This is a genomic window from Streptomyces sp. NPDC058326, assembly GCF_042879855.1.
Classification (GTDB): domain Bacteria; phylum Actinomycetota; class Actinomycetes; order Streptomycetales; family Streptomycetaceae; genus Streptomyces.
Genome location: NZ_JBHVZO010000010.1, coordinates 1 through 17,493, shown reverse-complemented (window position 1 = coordinate 17,493; position 17,493 = coordinate 1). Strand labels below are relative to the sequence as shown.

12 protein-coding genes and 1 pseudogene are annotated in these 17,493 nt (G+C 74.1%); 8 read left to right on the top strand and 5 right to left on the bottom strand.

Features of this window, described 5'->3' with window-relative positions; genetic code table 11:
* The first annotated feature begins 41 nt into the window (after nucleotides 1-41).
* The 4 genes from ACFVYX_RS19470 to ACFVYX_RS19455 are packed head-to-tail and all read left to right on the top strand — an operon-like array spanning nucleotide 42 to nucleotide 3,778.
* Nucleotides 42-1,208 (top strand): acyl-CoA dehydrogenase family protein, encoded by a 1,167-nt coding sequence (locus ACFVYX_RS19470; RefSeq protein ID WP_389682620.1) that lies wholly within the window; start codon nucleotides 42-44, stop codon nucleotides 1,206-1,208.
* Nucleotides 1,205-1,996, top strand: a complete 792-nt coding sequence (locus ACFVYX_RS19465) for an SDR family oxidoreductase (protein ID WP_389682619.1) — start codon at nucleotides 1,205-1,207, stop codon at nucleotides 1,994-1,996. The genes ACFVYX_RS19470 and ACFVYX_RS19465 overlap by 4 nt, the downstream gene beginning before the upstream one ends.
* Nucleotides 1,993-2,592 carry a TetR/AcrR family transcriptional regulator gene (locus ACFVYX_RS19460; RefSeq protein WP_389682618.1) on the top strand — a complete coding sequence of 200 codons (600 nt, stop codon included), beginning with the start codon at nucleotides 1,993-1,995 and terminating at the stop codon, nucleotides 2,590-2,592. The genes ACFVYX_RS19465 and ACFVYX_RS19460 overlap by 4 nt, the downstream gene beginning before the upstream one ends.
* Before the next feature lie 28 nt (nucleotides 2,593-2,620).
* Nucleotides 2,621-3,778, top strand: a complete 1,158-nt coding sequence (locus ACFVYX_RS19455) for an acetyl-CoA C-acetyltransferase (RefSeq protein WP_389682617.1) — start codon at nucleotides 2,621-2,623, stop codon at nucleotides 3,776-3,778.
* Between the two features lie 93 nt (nucleotides 3,779-3,871).
* Here ACFVYX_RS19455 and ACFVYX_RS19450 read toward each other — a convergent pair whose 3' ends face one another.
* From ACFVYX_RS19450 to ACFVYX_RS19435, 4 genes are read right to left on the bottom strand one after another with little or no spacing between them, the layout of a single operon-like run.
* Nucleotides 3,872-4,936, bottom strand: a complete 1,065-nt coding sequence (locus ACFVYX_RS19450; RefSeq protein WP_389682616.1) for an NAD(P)H-dependent flavin oxidoreductase — start codon at nucleotides 4,934-4,936, stop codon at nucleotides 3,872-3,874.
* On the bottom strand, nucleotides 4,933-5,703 hold the full coding sequence (locus ACFVYX_RS19445; protein WP_389682615.1) for a CoA-transferase subunit beta: 771 nt from the start codon (nucleotides 5,701-5,703) through the stop codon (nucleotides 4,933-4,935). Before ACFVYX_RS19445 ends, ACFVYX_RS19450 begins: the two co-directional genes overlap by 4 nt.
* A complete protein-coding gene (locus ACFVYX_RS19440; protein WP_389682850.1) occupies nucleotides 5,700-6,548 on the bottom strand; it encodes a CoA transferase subunit A in 849 nt (282 codons plus the stop codon). The genes ACFVYX_RS19445 and ACFVYX_RS19440 overlap by 4 nt, the downstream gene beginning before the upstream one ends.
* 14 nt (nucleotides 6,549-6,562) lie before the next feature.
* On the bottom strand, nucleotides 6,563-7,378 hold the full coding sequence (locus tag ACFVYX_RS19435; protein WP_389682614.1) for an enoyl-CoA hydratase family protein: 816 nt from the start codon (nucleotides 7,376-7,378) through the stop codon (nucleotides 6,563-6,565).
* Between the two features lie 78 nt (nucleotides 7,379-7,456).
* Here ACFVYX_RS19435 and ACFVYX_RS19430 point away from each other — a divergent pair, with 78 nt between their 5' ends.
* Together ACFVYX_RS19430 and ACFVYX_RS19425 are read left to right on the top strand one after the other, a co-directional pair.
* Entirely contained in the window at nucleotides 7,457-8,257 is an 801-nt protein-coding gene (locus ACFVYX_RS19430; RefSeq protein WP_389682613.1) for an SDR family oxidoreductase, read from the top strand.
* A complete protein-coding gene (locus tag ACFVYX_RS19425; protein ID WP_389682612.1) occupies nucleotides 8,254-9,165 on the top strand; it encodes an SDR family oxidoreductase in 912 nt (303 codons plus the stop codon). Before ACFVYX_RS19430 ends, ACFVYX_RS19425 begins: the two co-directional genes overlap by 4 nt.
* Before the next feature lie 58 nt (nucleotides 9,166-9,223).
* Here the strand turns inward: ACFVYX_RS19425 and ACFVYX_RS19420 are convergent, their stop codons facing one another.
* Nucleotides 9,224-9,562, bottom strand: a complete 339-nt coding sequence (locus ACFVYX_RS19420; RefSeq protein ID WP_389682611.1) for a thioredoxin family protein — start codon at nucleotides 9,560-9,562, stop codon at nucleotides 9,224-9,226.
* Nucleotides 9,563-9,635: 73 nt separating this feature from the next.
* Here ACFVYX_RS19420 and ACFVYX_RS19415 point away from each other — a divergent pair, with 73 nt between their 5' ends.
* Both ACFVYX_RS19415 and ACFVYX_RS19410 read left to right on the top strand, forming a co-directional pair.
* Nucleotides 9,636-14,057, top strand: a complete 4,422-nt coding sequence (locus tag ACFVYX_RS19415; protein ID WP_389682610.1) for a HEAT repeat domain-containing protein — start codon at nucleotides 9,636-9,638, stop codon at nucleotides 14,055-14,057.
* Between the two features lie 291 nt (nucleotides 14,058-14,348).
* Nucleotides 14,349-17,493: pseudogene (locus ACFVYX_RS19410) on the top strand (hypothetical protein); the annotation flags it as partial.

Genomic DNA, 17,493 nt, shown 5'->3' with positions numbered 1-17,493 from the left:
CCTCCTTCCCTAACAAGTGTTTGGTAGGTTAACGTACGGCCATGAGCGACGTCGAGGAGTTCCGCAGAGAGGTCCGCGGCTGGCTGAGGTCCCACCTCACCGGCGAGTTCGCCGCCCTGCGCGGACGCGGCGGACCCGGAAGGGAACACGAGGCCCACCCCGAACGCCTCGCCTGGGAACGGCACATGGCAGCCGCCGGATGGACCTGCGTCGGCTGGCCGAAGGAGTACGGCGGACGGGGCGCGACCCTCGAACAACAGGTCGCCTTCCATGAGGAGTACGCCCTCGCCGACGCCCCCGCCCGCGTCAACCACATCGGCGAACAACTCCTCGGCCCCACCCTCATCGCCTTCGGCACCCCGGAACAGCGCGAGCGCTTCCTCCCGCCGGTCGTCGCCGTCGAAGAACTCTGGTGCCAGGGCTACTCGGAGCCGGACGCCGGCTCCGACCTGGCCAACGTACGGACCCGGGCCGAGCGCGACGGAGACACCTGGGTGGTCACAGGACAGAAGGTGTGGACGTCACTCGCCCACGAGGCCGACTGGTGCTTCGTGGTCGCCCGCACCGAGCCCGGATCGACCCGCCACCGGGGCCTGTCCTACCTCCTCGTCCCCCTGAACCAGCCCGGTGTGGAGATCCGGCCGATCGTCCAGCTGACCGGAACCTCCGAGTTCAACGAGGTGTTCTTCGACCGGGCCCGCACCCACGCCTCCCACCTCGTCGGCGCGCCCGGCGAGGGCTGGCAGGTGGCCATGGCCACCCTCGGCTTCGAGCGGGGCGTGTCCACCCTCGGCCAGCAGGTCGGCTTCCGCCGCGAACTGGAGGCCGTCATCGCGCTCGCCAAGCGCAACGGCGCCGCCGCGGACCCGCTGATCCGCGACCGTCTCGCCCGCGCCTGGATCGGTCTGGAGACCATACGGTTCAACGCCCTGCGCATGCTCGACGGAGTCGCGGCCGGCGCACCGGGCCCCGAGGCGTCCATCGGGAAGATCTTCTGGGCCACCTGGCACCGGGAGCTCGGCGAGCTCGCCATGGACGTCTGCGGCGCCGACGGAATGCTGGCCGCCGGCGAGCCGTACGACCTCACCGACTGGCAGCGGCTGTTCCTCTTCTCCCGCTCCGACACCATCTACGCCGGTTCCGACGAGATCCAGCGGAACATCATCGCCGAGCGCGTCCTCGGCCTGCCCAAGGAGGCCCGCCCGTGACCGGCACGCCACCACCCCCCTACGTGCCCGGCCATCAGCTGCTCGCCGGGCGCGGCGCCGTCGTCACCGCCGCCGCGGGCGCCGGCATCGGCGGCGCGACCGCCAGACGCCTCCTGGAGGAAGGCGCCCGTGTCGTCGTCTCCGACGCGCACGCCCGCAGACTCAAGGAGTCCGAGGCGGAGCTCGCCGCCGAGTTCGGCGCGGACCGCGTCACCGCCCTGCCCTGCGACGTCACCGACGAGGCACAGGTCGCGGCGCTGCTCGACCTCGCCGTGGAGAGCCACGGACGCCTCGACATCGTCGTCAACAACGCGGGCCTCGGCGGCACCGCCGACCTGGTCGACATGACCGACGAACAGTGGGACAAGGTCCTCGACGTCACCCTCAACGGCACCTTCCGCTGCACCCGCGCCGCCCTGCGCCGGATGAGGGCCGCGGGCGCCGGAGGCGTCGTCGTCAACAACGCCTCGGTGATCGGCTGGCGGGCCCAGAAGGGCCAGGCCCACTACGCCGCCGCCAAGGCCGGCGTCATGGCACTCACCCGCTGCGCCGCCCTGGAGGCCGCCGCGTACGGAGTGCGGGTCAACGCCGTCTCCCCCAGCCTGGCCATGCACCCGCACCTGGCGAAGGTCACCAGCGCCGAACTCCTGGAGGAGCTGACCTCCCGCGAGGCGTTCGGACGCCACGCCGAGCCGTGGGAGATCGCCAACGTGATCGTGTTCCTCGCCAGCGGCTACTCCTCGTACCTGACGGGGGAGGTCCTCTCCGTCAGCAGTCAACACCCGTGAGAGCCGCGCCCGAGCGGCGCCGCGAACTCCTCGGCGCGGCCGCCGAGGTGTTCGCCGCCGAGGGGTACGACGCCACCACCGTCCGCAAGATCGCGGACGCCGCCGGGATGCTCGCCGGCAGCCTCTACTACCACTTCGACTCCAAGGAGTCGATGCTGGACGAGATCCTCTCCACCTTCCTCGACGAGCTCTGGCAGGGGTACGACGCCGTCCTCGCCGCCGGCCTCGGGCCCCGCGAGACCATCGAGGCCCTCGTCACCGAGTCCTTCCGCGAGATCGACCGGCACCGCGCCGCCGTCGCCATCTACCAGAAGGAGTCCCGGCACCTCACCGACCAGCCCCGCTTCGGCTACCTCGCCGACTCGCAGCGCAACTTCGAGAAGGCCTGGCTGGGGACCCTGGAGCGGGGTGTCGCGGCCGGGGTCTTCCGCGCCGATCTCGACGTCCGGCTCACCTACCGCTTCGTCCGCGACACCGTCTGGGTCGCCGCGTCCTGGTACCGGCCGGGCGGCCGGCACAGCCCCGAGGAGATCGCCCGCCAGTACCTGTCCATGGTCCTGGAGGGCATCGCCTTTCGACACCCGTACAAGACATGACATCGTGGACATCGAAGAAGGAGTGGCCATGGCCGAGGCATACATCGTGGACGCGGTACGTACCCCGGTCGGCAGGCGGAACGGCGGCCTCTCCGCCGTCCATCCGGCCGACCTCGGAGCGCACGTGCTGAAGGCGCTGATGGAACGCTCGGGCGTCGACCCGGCCGCCGTCGAGGACGTCGTCCTCGGCTGCCTCGACACCGTCGGCCCGCAGGCCGGTGACATAGCCCGCACCTGCTGGCTGGCCGCCGGACTCCCCGAGGAGGTTCCCGGTGTGACCGTGGACCGGCAGTGCGGCTCCTCCCAGCAGGCCCTGCACTTCGCCGCGCAGGGAGTCCTCTCCGGCACCCAGGACCTGGTCGTCGCGGGCGGCGTCCAGAACATGTCCCAGGTCCCCATCGCCTTCGCCGGCCGCCAGGCCGCCGTGCCCCTCGGCCTCACCGACGGCCCGTACGCCGGCTCCGAGGGCTGGCGGGCCCGGTACGGCGACCAGCCGGTCAACCAGTTCCACGGTGCCGAACTCATCGCGAGCAAGTGGGACGTCTCCCGCCGCGACATGGAGGAGTTCGCCCTGCGCTCGCACCAGCGGGCGCTCCGGGCCATCGACGAGGGCCGCTTCGACCGCGAGATCGTGCCGTACGGGGAGGTGACCACCGACGAGGGCCCGCGCCGCGACACCACCCTGGAGAAGATGGCCGCCCTGCGCCCCCTGGTGGAGGGCGGCCGACTGACCGCGGCGGTCTCCTCGCAGGTCTCCGACGGCGCCTCGGCGATGCTGCTCGCCTCGGAGCGTGCCGTACGCGAGCACGGTCTGACACCGCGAGCCCGGGTCCACCACCTGTCCGTACGGGGCGAGGACCCGATCCGCATGCTGTCCGCCCCGATCCCGGCCACGGCGTACGCGCTGAAGAAGGCCGGGATGACGATCGACGACATCGACCTGGTGGAGATCAACGAGGCGTTCGCACCGGTCGTCCTGGCCTGGCTCAAGGAGACCGGCGCCGACCCGGAGAAGGTGAACGTCAACGGCGGCGCCATCGCCCTGGGCCACCCGCTCGGCGCGACCGGCACGAAGCTCGCGACCACCCTGCTCCACGAACTCGAGCGCACGGGCGGCCGCTACGGCCTGCAGACGATGTGCGAGGGCGGTGGCCAGGCGAACGTGACGATCATCGAGCGGCTGTGACGCGGGCACGCGTGGTTCGACTCCGCAGGGGATGAGAGGGAGGCCTGGAGAGGTACGGGGTACGGGCCGGCCGGCCCCGTGGCGGACGGCCGGTCAGCCCGTGGCGGGCAGCGCGTCGAGCGTGGCCCGCGCCTCGGCCATGACACGGCCGACCAGTTCGGCGCAGGACGGCAGGTCGTCGATGAGCCCCGCGACCTGTCCGGCGGCCATCACGCCGAGATCGGTGCGGCCCTCGACCAGGGACGCCTTGAGCAGCATGGGGGTGTTGGCGGCCAGCAGGACCTGGCTCCAGGTCAGCTCCTTGCCGTGTCTCATCGCCAGGCCGTCGCGGACCATGCGCGCCCAGCTCATGCCGGTCTCGTGCCGGAACGCGGCGGCGTGCCGGACGGCCCGTACCAGCGAGGCGGCCCGGCCCGAGCGTTCGAGCGCGTCGACGAGCTCGGTGCGGAGCATCCGGTGCGGCAGTCCGTCCACCTTCGTGGTGACGGTGACGTCGCCGACCGCCGCGGCCAGGTAGCGGGCCTTCACCGTGTCGGGGACCGTGCTGTCGGAGGTGAGCAGGAAGCGGGTGCCCATGGCGACCCCGGCCGCGCCGTACGCCAGGGCCGCGACCAGGCCGCGTCCGTCGTGGAAGCCGCCGGCGGCGACGACGGGGATGTCGACGGCGTCCACGACCTGCGGGAGCAGGACGGTGGTGGCGACGCTCCCGGTGTGGCCGCCGCCCTCGCCGCCCTGGACGATGACCGCGTCGGCGCCCCACGCGGCGACCTTCTCGGCGTGCCGTCTGGCTCCGACGGAGGGGATGACGACGACGCCGGCGTCCTTGAGCCGCGCGATCAGCTCGCGGGACGGGGCGAGCGCGAAGGAGGCGACCCCGACGCCCTCGTCGATGATGATCCGTACGCGTTCGGCCGCGTCCCCGGCGTCCGCGCGCAGGTTCACGCCGAAGGGCGCGTCGGTACGGGATCTGACCTCGCGGACGGCTGAGCGGAGCTGCTCGACGGTCATCGTCGCCGAGGCGAGGATGCCGAGCGCGCCCGCGTTCGCGGTCGCCGAGACCAGGCGGGGGCCGGCCACCCACCCCATGCCGGTCTGCACGACGGGATGCCGGACCCCGACCAGTTCGGTGAGCGGGGTGGCGATCGTGGGGTCGCTCATGACGGGACCTCGCGGTCGCGCAGCCCCCGCGGGTCGATCTCCTCGCGGATCAGCCGGAGTTCCTCGGGGGTGGGCTCGCGGGTGAACGGCACCTCCTCGGGGACGGTGAGCGCGAAGCCGGTGGCCTCCGTGACCTGTGCGACCGTGACGCCGGGGTGCAGCGAGCGCAGCCGCATGCCGCGGTCCGGGGTCTCGAAGTCGAAGACGCCCAGGTCGCTGATGACGTCGGGCAGGCGGTGGTAGCGGGTCGCGGAGGGGCCGGCCGCGGCGGCCCGGTCGTGTCCCACCCCGCAGACCATGTCGACCCGCTCGACGAAGACCCTCGTCGAATGCTTGGGGACCCAGTAACTGGTCGGGTTGTTGAGGGTGTTGACGGGTGCGCCCCGCACGCCGAGGAGCTGACGCCTGGGACGTGCCCAGTCGCCGACGCAGCTGATGTTCTGGTTGCCGTACCGGTCGAGCTGGCTCGCGCCCATCATGACGTGCCGCCGTCCGGTGGCGACCAGGGCCAGATGCTGCCGGTACGGCAGCCAGCCCTCCACCACCCGGGGCGCGGCGCCGACCGCCGGCACGTCGTCGATGAGGAGTGCCTCGCCGTCGGTGAGCAGCAGGTCGGGGGAGAAGGTGAGCCGGGCGAGCCGGGCGCCGATCATCGGGACGGTGCCCATCGGACTGGCCAGGACCTCGCCCGCGCCGCGCCACGCCTCGGCGCAGGCCACCACGCAGTACTCGGCGCGCGTCGCCTCGCTCGTACGGGTGCCGCTCATGCTTCCTCCTCGTGGAAGGCCGCCACCGCGGCCTGGTACGCGTCCTCGTCGCCGGAGAGGAACCGTGTGGTGAAGGCCCGCCAGGCGTCCGGGTCGCGGGCCGCCCGGACGTAGGCGCGCTGGAACGCCTCGTCCCGGTCGTGGTCGGGGGCGCAGGAGGTGAAGTGCGCGCCGTTCGGGGTCTCGACGACACCGTCGACGAACGCGCGCTTGACCAGGAGGGACTGCGGTCCCGCGTCCTTGAGCAGCTCCGAGGTCTCCACGATCCGCTCGCAGGAGACGTACGCGGTGTCGGCGGCCTCGCAGAACAGGTCGTCGAAGTACGGGTCGGGGCCGAGGTACTGGCCGTTGCCGTGGGCGTCGGCGCGGTTGAGGTGGACCAGCGCGGCGTCCAGCCGGAGGGCGGGGACGGCGACGAGCTCCTCACGGTCGTCGTACGGGGACGTCACGGTCCGGAGGGACGGGTTGACGGTCATGACGTCCGAGGCGAGCCCGGCCCTGATGGGCATGAAGGGCAGCCGGTGCACGGCGGCGGTCAGGCCCCACATGACCATCGCCTCGTCGAGCTCCACCAGTTCGAAGGCGCCGCGCTGCCGGGCCGCGACGAAGTGGGGTTCCAGGGGGACCGAGTCGAGGGTGGCGAAGGCCGCGACCAGCTTGCGGATCTTCCCGGCGGCGGCGAGCAGTCCGACGTCCGGGCCGCCGTACGAGACCACGGTCAGACCGGTGAGGTCCGACCGCAGCAGCGCCCGGACCAGGGCCATCGGCTTGCGCCGGGAGCCCCAGCCGCCGATGCCGATGGTCATCCCGCTCCGGAGGCGGCCCACGACCTCCTCGGCGGTCATCGTCTTGTCCTTGCTCACGACTGCTGCTCCTTGTCCTCGTCCAAGGCGTCGTTCCCGCCGCCGGCGGTGTCGTCCTTGTCGACGGCCTCGTTCGCGGCGCCGAACGTGTCGCGGACCCGGTCAGCGACGCCGCTGAGGTTGGCCTCGAAGGTGAAGCCCTGCTCGAAGCGGTAGCTCCGGCGGACGTCCACCGGGTCGATGCCGTTGATCGCGGCCTTGGCGAGCCGGATCAGCTGTCCGTCCTTGGCTGCGATCTCCCGGGCCAGTCCGAGGGCCGCGGCCGCCAGTTCCCCGCGCGGGACGACCCGCCACACCGAGCCGTGCCGGTGCAGTTCCCGGGCGGTGACGGTGCGCGAGGTGTAGTAGAGGGTCCGCATCAGCTGCTGGGGGACCAGCCGGGCGAGGTGGGTGGCCGCGCCGAGCGCGCCGCGGTCCAGTTCGGGCAGGCCGAAGGTCGCGTCGTCGGAGGCGACGATGGCGTCGGCGTTCCCGACGAGGCCGATTCCGCCGCCGAGACAGAAGCCGTGCACGGCGGCGACGACCGGCACCTCGCAGTCGTAGACCGCGGCGAACGCCTCGTAGCAGCCGCGGTTGGCGCCCAGGAGGGCCTCGTGCCCGGCCGTGCGCCGGATCTCCTTGATGTCGACGCCGGCGTTGAAGCCGCGGCCCGCTGCGGTGAGCACGACGCAGCGCACCCGGGGGTCGGACCCCGCGGCGCGAACCGCGGCGGCCAGGTCGTACCAGCCGCGCACGGGGAGGGCGTTGACCGGGGGGAAGTCGACGGTGACGACGGCGACGCCCTCGTCGGGGGCGGAGGTGGAGACACCCATGAGCAGATCAGCTACCTTTCCACCAAACGTTTGTTAGGCGGAACATAGCAGCGGTTCGCACGCTGCGGGAGGTGTCCATTGGCAGTCATCACCGATCTGTCGGGATCCGTCGCCGTCGTCACCGGCGGTACGCGGGGCGTCGGCGCCGGAATCACCAGGGCCCTGCTCGAAGCCGGCGCGGAGGTCGTGACCTGCGCGCGAAGAGCCCCGGACGAGCCCGCCGAGGCAGCCGGCCGCACCGCACGCTTCCTCCCCGTCGACCTGCGCGAACCGGCGGCGGTCACGGACCTCTTCGACCGGGTACGCGCCGACCACGGAAGGCTCGACCTCCTGGTCAACAACGCCGGCGGCACCCCCTTCCGGATGCTCCGCGACGGCGGAGCCCGGCAGCAGGCCCGGGTCGTCGAGCTGAACCTCCTCGCCCCCCTGACCACCTCCCTCGCCGCGTACGAGGTGATGCGCCACCAGAGCGGGGGAGGGACGATCATCATGATCGGCAGCGTCAGCGGCACCCGCCCCTCACCGGGCAGCGCGGCGTACGGAGCGGCCAAGGCGGGCCTGGACAACCTCGCCCGGTCCATGGCGGTGGAATGGGCGCCGAAGGTACGGGTCAACACGCTCGTCCTCGGCATGGTGCGCACCGAGCTGTCCCCGCTGCACTACGGCGACGAGGACGGCATCGCCGCCGTCGGCCGCACCGTGCCGCTCGGCCGGCTCGCCGAGCCCGCCGACGTCGGCGACGCCTGCGTCTTCCTCGCCTCCGACCGCGCCGCGTACATCAGCGGCGCCAGCCTGCCCGTGCACGGCGGCGGGGAACGCCCCGCCTTCCTCGACGCCGCGACCGTCAACCACACACCCAGCGAAGGGAACACACCATGACCGGACTCTGCGACGGACGCGTCGTCGTCGTCACCGGAGCGGGCCGCGGCCTCGGCCGCGCCCACGCGCTCGCCTTCGCCGCCGAGGGCGCCCACGTCGTCGTCAACGACCTCGGCGTCGGCCTGGACGGCACCGGCGCGGGCGCGGGGCCCGCCCAGCGCGTCGTCGACGAGATCACGGCGTCCGGCGGCACGGCCGTCGCCCACGGCGGTGACATCGCCACCGCCGGCGGCGCGGCCTCGCTGATCGCCGTCGCCCTCGACACGTTCGGCCGCCTCGACACCCTCGTCAACAACGCCGGCTTCCTGCGCGACCGCATGCTGGTCAACCTCGAAGAGGAGGACTGGGACGCCGTCATGCGCGTCCACCTCAAGGGCCACTTCCTGCCGCTGAAGTACGCCACCGCGCACTGGCGCGCCGAGGCGAAGGCCGGACGCACGCCCGAGGCGCGCGTCGTCAACACCAGCTCCGGGGCCGGCCTGCTCGGCAGCGTCGGACAGGGCAACTACGCCGCCGCCAAGGCCGGGATCGTCGGCCTCACCCTCGTCGCGGCCGCCGAGACCGCCCGGTACGGCGTCCAGGTCAACGCCATCGCCCCCGCGGCCCGCACCCGCATGACCGAGCAGACCTTCGCCGAGACGATGGCCGCGCCCGGAGGCGCCGCCTTCGACGCCATGGCTCCGGAGAACGTCTCCCCGCTCGTCGTCTGGCTGGGCTCCGCGGCCTCGGACGGGGTCACGGGGCGGGTCTTCGAGGCGGAGGCCGGGCGGATCACCGTCATGGAGGGCTGGCGACCCGGGCCGACGGCCGACAAGGGAGCCCGCTGGACCCCGACGGAGGCGGGCGAGACGACCAGGAAACTCCTCGCGGCCGCGGAGCCCCCGCAGCCGACGTACGGGACCCGCTGAGCCCCCCTGTGCGTGCGGCCCCGTGCGGGCCCCGCGTGCGTGCGCCCCCCGCGTCGTCTCAGAGGTGGCGGTCCACGAACTCCCTTACCTCGGCGGTGGTCATGGGCCCTGTGCCGTGTGCCACCGCCTCTCCTTCCTTCAGCAGGACGCAGGACGGGGCTCCGGTGATCCCGTACCGCTCGGTCGCGGCCGGACAGCGCGTGATGTCGGCGCGGACGACCGTCAGGCGGCTCGCGTACTCGTCGGCGATGTCCCCCACGACGAGGTCCATCGCCCTGCAGTTCTCGATCGCCTTGGGCCATGTCCCGATGAAGTACGCGAGGACCGGAACTCCGCTCATCCCGAGGATGAAACTGAATTCCGCGTCCTCACGGGGCTGGTGGACCCGCTTCGCCATGGAAGCTCCTGACCTCGTGTTCCGTCGTTCCGGCCCCATCATCCCCCGCGGGGGATGGCCGTACGATCCTGTGGTGACCCCGACGCCGCCCGCGACCCCGGCCCGCCCCGGCTCCGCCGGCCCCCACGTGCCCGCGAGCCCCGAGGCGGCGCTCGCCCTCGCCGACGCCGCCCTCGTGGGCGGGCCGCTGCCCTCGTGGCGTGAGTGGCCTGCCGAGGTGCTGGTGCCGCCGGTGCGGGTCGCCCTGCTGCGGGCGGAGCTCGTACGGGATCCGGCCGCGTTGCTGCGCGAGGACCGTGAAGAGCTGCTCTACCAGGCCGTACGGGGCACGGACGCCCGTGCCGGCGCGCACCCGGCGGCGCTCGTCGCAGCCCTCGCGGGCACCGGTGACGCGGTGCTTGAGGGCGAGGCGCTGCGGCTGGCCCGGGACGGCCTGCGCGCGGGGGTCCTCGGGTCCGCCTTGGTGCGTGAGGTGCTGACCGGCCTGCTCGAGTCGGCCGCCGACACCGTGGTGACCGGCGCGCTCGCCGGACTCGCCGAGCCCTGGGCCTCGGTGGAACCGCTCCCGGCCGCCCGGCTGACCGGGCTCCTCGGACGCGCCACCGCCGACGCCGCGCTCACGACGGCCGCCGCCCATGGGCACGGCGCACTGCTGCGGGACACGGCCGCGGACCCGGAGCTGCCACCACGGGTACGGCGGCGGGCCCTCGCCCTGTACGGCGGGACCGCGACGCGGGACGACGTGCCGGGCATCCTCGCGCTCGCCGGGCAGGACCCGCTGCTGCTCGGCGGACCGGCGGTGGACTGCCTGCGCGCGATGCACCGCCGCGGTCACTTCGTCACCGACACGGACGTCCCGGCCGTACTCGCCCTCGCCCTCGCCGACCACCGGATCCCGGCCCGCACCGTGGCGACGGTCCTCTTCACCGGTCGGCGCGAGGTACTGCGTCTGCTGGCCGGCACCGCCCCCGACGATCCCGGCTGGCCCCGCCGGCTCGACCTGCTCGTCGCCCTGGACGCACAGGGCGTCGCGGGCCTGCCGGTGGCCGCGGAGATCGCCCGCGTCCTGCCGCTCGCGTCCGCGCCGGGCCCGTTCCTGCGTGCCCTGCGCGACCTGTCGGCGCCGGAGACCGAGGACGCCGTCCTCGCCGCCCTCCCGCACGCGCCCGCCGACGCGCTCGACGCACTTGAGGCGGTCGGCGGCGACCGTACCGTCCACGTCCTGGCGGAGGCCCTCGGCCTCCACGCCGTCACACCCGCCGAGCCCACCGCCCCACGAGCCGGGGAACCGGTCGGACCCGCCGAGCCCACCGCCCCACGAGCCGGGGAACCGGTCGGACCCGCCGAGCCCACCGCCCCACGGACCGGGGAACCCGTCGGTCTCCCGGCGCCACACCCCGGCCCCGCCCCCGCCGTTCCCGGGCCGGCGTGCGTCGAGGGAGCTCTGCGAGGTCTGCGGCACCGGGCCCTGGAACTGGTCTGGCTGCTCGCCCGGGACCCGGAGCTACGGCGGCGGCTGCTCGCCGGCGTCGATGCCGGAGAGCTGCCCGCCCGGGTGGTCGCGGACCTCGGCGGTCCGGACGAGCGTGAACTGGCCCTGCTCGCCGCCCGCCTGGACCCGGAGCAGCCCGTCGCCGCGCTGTGCCGCCTCGCCGCGTACGGGAGTCCCGGCACCCTGCCCGTCCTCGCCGACCTGCTCCTGCGGATCGCCCATGACCTCGCGGCGGCCTGGGAACCCGGCGGGACGGGGACCGTGCCCGACGCGGAACCGGTCGTGCCGCAGGAGGTCCTGGACGCGTTGAGCGGCCTCGGACGGCGGCTGTACGCACGCGGCCGCATCCGACCGGTCTGCCTCCTGAAAGCCCCCGACGCCGAGGCCGCAGGGCAGGCCCTCGCCGCGGAGCTGGCCCTCGACCTGCTCGACCGCCCTGACCTCACCGCGGGCGAACAGCGGATCCTGCTCCGCGTGTTGCTCGACCTGCCGCACGCGCCGCACCGGCGGATCCGCTCCCGGCTGCACCGGTTCCTGCGCCACCCCGACCGTCACGTACGCAAGCACGTCGTCGCCCTGCTCGCACGGGACACCACGGGCGACGGCGTCGAGGCCGTGTCCGCGACGCTGATCGCACTGACCGGCCAGGACCGGGACCCCCAGACCGTACGCCAGACCCTGGCCGCCCTCGGCGACGCCGGGGCCCGATGGTCGTCGGACACGATCGCCCGCTGCCTCGGCCACCCCGTCATGAACGTCCGCAAGACGGCGGCCCGCGCCCTCGCCACCGCCGGTACGGCCCAGGCCGTACCGCACCTGCTCCACCGCCTCGGGCACGACGACAACCCGGGCCTGCGCGCCCTGCTCCTCGACGCCCTCCGCGCCCTGCTCGGCGACACCCTGCCTGCCACGATCACCGCCACGGCGGCCCGGCAGACCGACCGAAGCGTCCGCGCCAGGCTCCTGGCCGCCCTCTCCGAAGGGCCCGGCCCGGACCAGGACGAAGCAGACCTCCGCCGCCTGACGGAACACGGCTGGGACCCTGACACCGCCCTCCGTCTCCTCGCCCGGCACGCGGGCGCGGGCGGCCCGGGCGCGGAACGGCGAGTCGTACGGCTGCGTGCCCTGCGGCCGTACCTCGCCGACTGGCTCGAACTCGCCGCCACCTCGGCGCCCGCCCGCCGGGCGGTGCTTGCCGTGCTGACCACCGGAGTCTGCCCCGGCCCGTGGGCGCCGCACGAACGCGCCGCGTTCACCCGGCACGTCACGGTGCTCCTCGACGGCCTGACGGAGGCCGAGGCGGAGGGCAGGGACGCCCTGATCGAGGTCCTGGAAGCGGTCGCACCCCACCTGCGTCCACCCGTCTCCGCCCAGGTCACCGCCGCCGTGCGCGCACTGCCGCCCCGGCGGCCCGGCCGCCGCTCCACCCTGCCCCTCCTCCGGCTCACCGGCGCGGTCGTCGTCCGCGCCGACCTCGACCGCGAACTGACGGCCACCGCCCTGGCTCCCGACCCGGAAGCCGCCCGCGTACGGCTGCTCCGCGCGACGTTCGGCGTCGAAACCCGCCAGGGCCGCCCGCCGTGGCACGCCGAACTCGCCTCCGCCGTACGGGACATGGAGGCGCTCACCGCCTACCGCAGGCGGCCCGCAGCGGCGGACTCGCGTGAACTGCTCGCCGCGCTGACCGACCTCGAGGCCGACGCGCCACCGGACGTACGCGCCGCGCTCGTCGACTGGATGACAGACCTTCAGCCCCTGGGCGCCCCGCCATGGACGCTCGCGGAAACCGCACGGACCGCCCGGTCAGGGCCCGCGCCGCGCCGCATCCAGGTCACCGATCTGGACCAGCCCCGGTCCGGGGCGCAGCGCGCGCGCCTGCTCGCCATGCTGGACTCCGACGTCCAGGAGAGCCGGACCACGGCAGCGCGCACCCTGCTGACCTGGCCGGAGCCGGACACACGCGCCGCCGTACTCGACGCGTACCTGCGCGGACGGGTGGACATTCCCGACGGCTCCGGGCTCCGGGCCGCGCTGGGCTTCGCGCTGGCGGACGCCACCCCGGAGGCCCTGCTCGGCGACGGGAGGCGTGCCGACCGTGTCGCCCGGATCGCGGCGGGCCTCGACGGCCGGCGGCTGGAGCCTCTGCTGCCTGTCCTCCTGCGCCTCTGGGAGCACGGGCCGAAGACCGTACGGCCCGACGCCTCGGCCGCCCTGCGGCGCGTACCCGCCGACGTGCTGGCCCGCCATCTGGAGGGCCGGATCGCCACCGGTGCGACGGGGCTGCTCGATCTGCTCACCGGCCGCCCCCTGCTGCGCACACCGGCGCTCACCCGGCTCGACGAGCGCCACCCCGGAGCCGGGCTCGTCCTCGTCGACGGGCCGCTGCGCGGCCCGGAAGACGCCGACCGGCAGGCGGCCGCGCTCCACGCCCTCCGTGAGCGCGCACCGCTCCCGGACCCGCGCACCTCATCGGCCACCGCCCCGCCCACGGCCGAGGCGATGACGGCCCTGCTGCGGTCGGCCGAGCCCCGGCGGATCCGCCGTGCCCTGGCCCGGCTGACCGAGCACCCCGCCGACCTCGACGGGACGGACCTCGAAGCAGCCCTGCGGGAGTTGCTGACGCATCGCGACACCGGCGTACGGCTGCACGCGCACCGCACGTCGCGCGCGCTGCTCGACCGGGACACCCACCTCCGGCTGACCGAGATCCTGCTCGACGACGCGCAGCCCGACGTGGTGCGCGGCGCGATCCGGGTGCTTTCCCGGGCGCGCCGGCGGTCGGCGGTCCCCGCGCTCGTCGCACTCCTCGACCACGGGCACGTGACGGTGCGGCGGTCGGCGGAGGCGGCCCTGCTGCACGCCGGCCAGGCGTCCGTCCCCGCGCTGCGCCGAGCCGCCTCCCACGCCCGACCGGACCGCCGGCCCGCCTACGAAGCGCTGCTCACCCGGATCCGGCAACAGGAGCAGGAGGAGGAGAACGGCCTTGGGCGGTCACTGACTTGAACGGGCCGGGTCGTCGCCACGGGTCGACTTACGCCGGGTAACAAGATGATCTACTCGCGGATGGCTTTGTCCGCTCCTGGCGCCCCGTGGGGCCTTGGTGAAGATTATTTGATCTTCACGTGCGGACCCGCACATGACATCGTCGCAGGGTAAGCGGCGGCGCTGGTTCATGGGGAGGGGCGGCCGCGCTGACGCATGCCGTACTGGGCGCGGGGGCCTGAGCGGTGAGCCGCCCGCCTTGGCATGCCCATGAACAGCCTGTCGATGGATCGACAGATTGTCGGGCACACCATGTCATTGTTCAGAGACGTCGGCAGACGCCGGCGTCGCATACGGTCGGTTCTCACCAGGGCCACGAGTGCGACGGCGCTCGCGACCGCCGCCGCCGTACTGGCCGGCGTGATCCAGGCCGCCCCCGCCTTCGCCGACCCGGTGCCCGAAGAGGACACCGGCGTCACCCGCAACAGCATCGGCCAGGACCTGCGGCGCGACCGCTGTCTCACCGGTGTGGCGCTGCACGTCGGCGGACCCGCCATGAAGGCCAAGGCCATCGAGGGCCTGACCGGCACCGCGGAACAGCTCCGCGAGACCGTCGGCGACGTGGGCTGGATCGGGTACGGCCCCCTGGGCCAGGCCGGCGACGCCGACAAGGAGGAGGGAAGCGCCCACGGCGAAGCCGGCACGCGGCGCACCCAGGAGCTCGACGAGGCCAACAAGCCCTACCGCGAATCGGCGTGGCCCAGCGACGACATGGAGTGGCACGCGCCCCAGTTCGGCGCGGACGTCAGTTACTTCACCGCGCTCGCCCAGGTCCAGCTGGCCTCCCCGCTCGGCTGGGACAGCCACAGCGAGGCCAGTACGGATGCCGTCGCCCGCGCCAAGGCCGTCACCGAGGAGAACCGCGGCAAGGACGACTGGCACGACATGGCCGCCGACTGGATGCTGCGGGAGGTCGGGTACGACTACTCCGGCGGCACCACGTCCAGCGACATCGCGAGCTATCTGCGGCGCGGCGGTTACGCCACCACGGCGCCCGCCAAGGACTCCGCCGAGTACCGCGTCGAGGTCGAGGACCTCAAGCAGGCCTGGGCCGGCTGTGACTGGCAGAACCCGGTCGATCCACGGCGCATGCTCAACGCCCCCGTCATGACCGCGATGATCGAGTGGGAGCTGGAGTACGCCGGACAGGCCGCCCAGCGCGCCACGATCATCAAGGCGGAGGCGGACGCCGCCGCGGCGACCCGCGCCGCCACCGACGACATGATCGAGGCCATCCGGCAGGCGTGGTTCGCCGAGCAGATCCTGACCTGGCGCAAGTTCTGGCTGGACCACCTCGCCAACGACCCGGACACGATCTTCGAGAAGCCGGACCAGGCGTTCTACGACAAGGCCGATGCCGACCTTGCCCAGGCCCGTACCAAGGCGGCGGCCCTCGTCGTCTCGGCCAAGTCGCAGGCCGCCAAGGCGAAGGCCGCCGCCCAGACGGCGGCGAACGCGCAGCAGGAGGCCTGGGCCGTCGCCGACACGACTCACGTCCCGCGCGGCCGTGGCCTCATGTACGCGCAGCAGTCGGTCCAGGTCACCCGTGCCTCCGCGGCCGCCACCGCGGCCGCGGCGAAGGCGACCGAGACCGCCCTTGCCGCTGCCAACGCGACGGTCGCCGACGCGGACGCGCTGCTCGCGAAGGCGCAGACCGAGTCGCACGCGATCAACACCGAGTTCCGTCGGGTCGCGGCGGAGGAGGCGGCCGCGCAGGCGAAGGCCGCTGCCGACAGTGCCGAGGCGAACGCCACGGCCGCTGCCGGGAGCGCTGCGACGGCGAAGGCCGCGCGGACGACGGCGGAGCAGAAGCGGGACAAGGCGAAGACGGCCGCCGCGACCGCCGCTGCCGAGCGGGTCAAGGCGCAGGCGGAGCAGGCGACCGCGGTCGCCGCCCGGGCGAAGGCGGCCACCGAGCGGACCAAGGCGAAGGAGGCCGAGGAGCGCGCGACCGCTCAGCAGATGACGGCGAGGAACGCCGACACGTCCGCGGGGACGGCGACCGCTGAGGCGTCGGCGAAGCGGAAGGTCGCCGACGAGCGGGCGAAGGCCGCGCAGAGCGCGCGGGAGGAGGCGATCGCCGCGCTGCGGGCGAAGCAGGCGACCGCGGCCCGTGCCGCCGCTCTGGAGGCCGCGGCCGCGGCGGCGGAGGGCACCGAGGCCGCCGCCGAGACGCGGACGGCCGCCACCAGCGCCCGTGCGGCCGCCAACCAGGCTGCCACGGCGGCGACTGCCGCGCAGACCGCCGCTGACCAGGCGACCACCGCCGCTGTCTCGGCGCGCGCCGCCGCGACCACGGCGGAGGGTGCCGCCGAGCGGGCTCAGGCGAGCGCGAGCAGCGCGTGGTCGGCGTACCGTACGTCCCTCGGTGCGGCGTCCACCGCGCACGTGGCGGCGGCGACCGCGCTTGACGCGTCGCAGGACGCGGCGTTCCGCGCGGACAACGCCGCGACGGCGTCGGAGAACGCCACCACTCTGGCCAAGAAGGCCGAGCAGGAGTCCGTCGCCGCGGGGGCCAGTGCAGCCGAGGCGGTGAAGTCGGCCGCCACGGTCGTCGGCCGTGCCTACGCCGCCGGTCAGGCCGCGCTGTCCGCCCGTGACGCCGCGAAGGAGGCGATCGCCGCCTCCAGCGAGGCCGTGGCGGCGGGAAGCCCGTACCGGGAGAAGGACAGTTCGGCCGCGTTCGCCGTGCTTGTCGGTCAGTCGTCGAAGACGCTGGCCGAGCAGCAGGCGGCCGCCGCCGAGGCGAAGGCGACGGAGGCGGCAGCCGCCGCGGAGTCCGCGCAGCAGACGGCCGCGCAGGCGACCGGGGATGCGAAGCTCGCCGCCGAGGCCGCCGCACGCGCGGCGAGTGATTCGGTGCGTGCCGTCGAGGCGGTGACCCGTGCCCAGGCGTCCTCGACGGAGGCCACCGAAGCCCAGAAGGGCGCGAAGGCCGCGTCCGACGCCGCTGCCGGCCACGCTCAGCAGGCGGGGAACGACGCCGCGAGCGCCCGTCTCACCGCCGACGAGGCGAGCGGTGTCGCCGCCGAGGCCGACCGCGAGGCGACCGACGCCGAGCGGCACGCCGCGGAGGCGAACGAGAAGGCCGGCCGGTCGGCCGAGGCCGCCGCGGAGGCCGCCCGCAAGGCGGCCGAGGCGGAGCAGGAGGCCAAGGACGCCGAGACGAAGGCCGGTGACGCGGAGGGGAACAGCTCCGCCGCCGAGGAGGCCGCGAAGAAGGCCGAGCAGGAACAGCGCGAGAAGAACGAGGCCGCGCACCAGGACGCGCTCGCCGAGGGCGTCACGCCCATCAAGGGCGGCGCGAGCAACTGGCCCGTGCTCGGCCAGCGCGAGGAGCAGATCCTCCTCGACGCCTGCGGCCAGACCTGTGTCGACGACTACCGCAAGGGCCTCG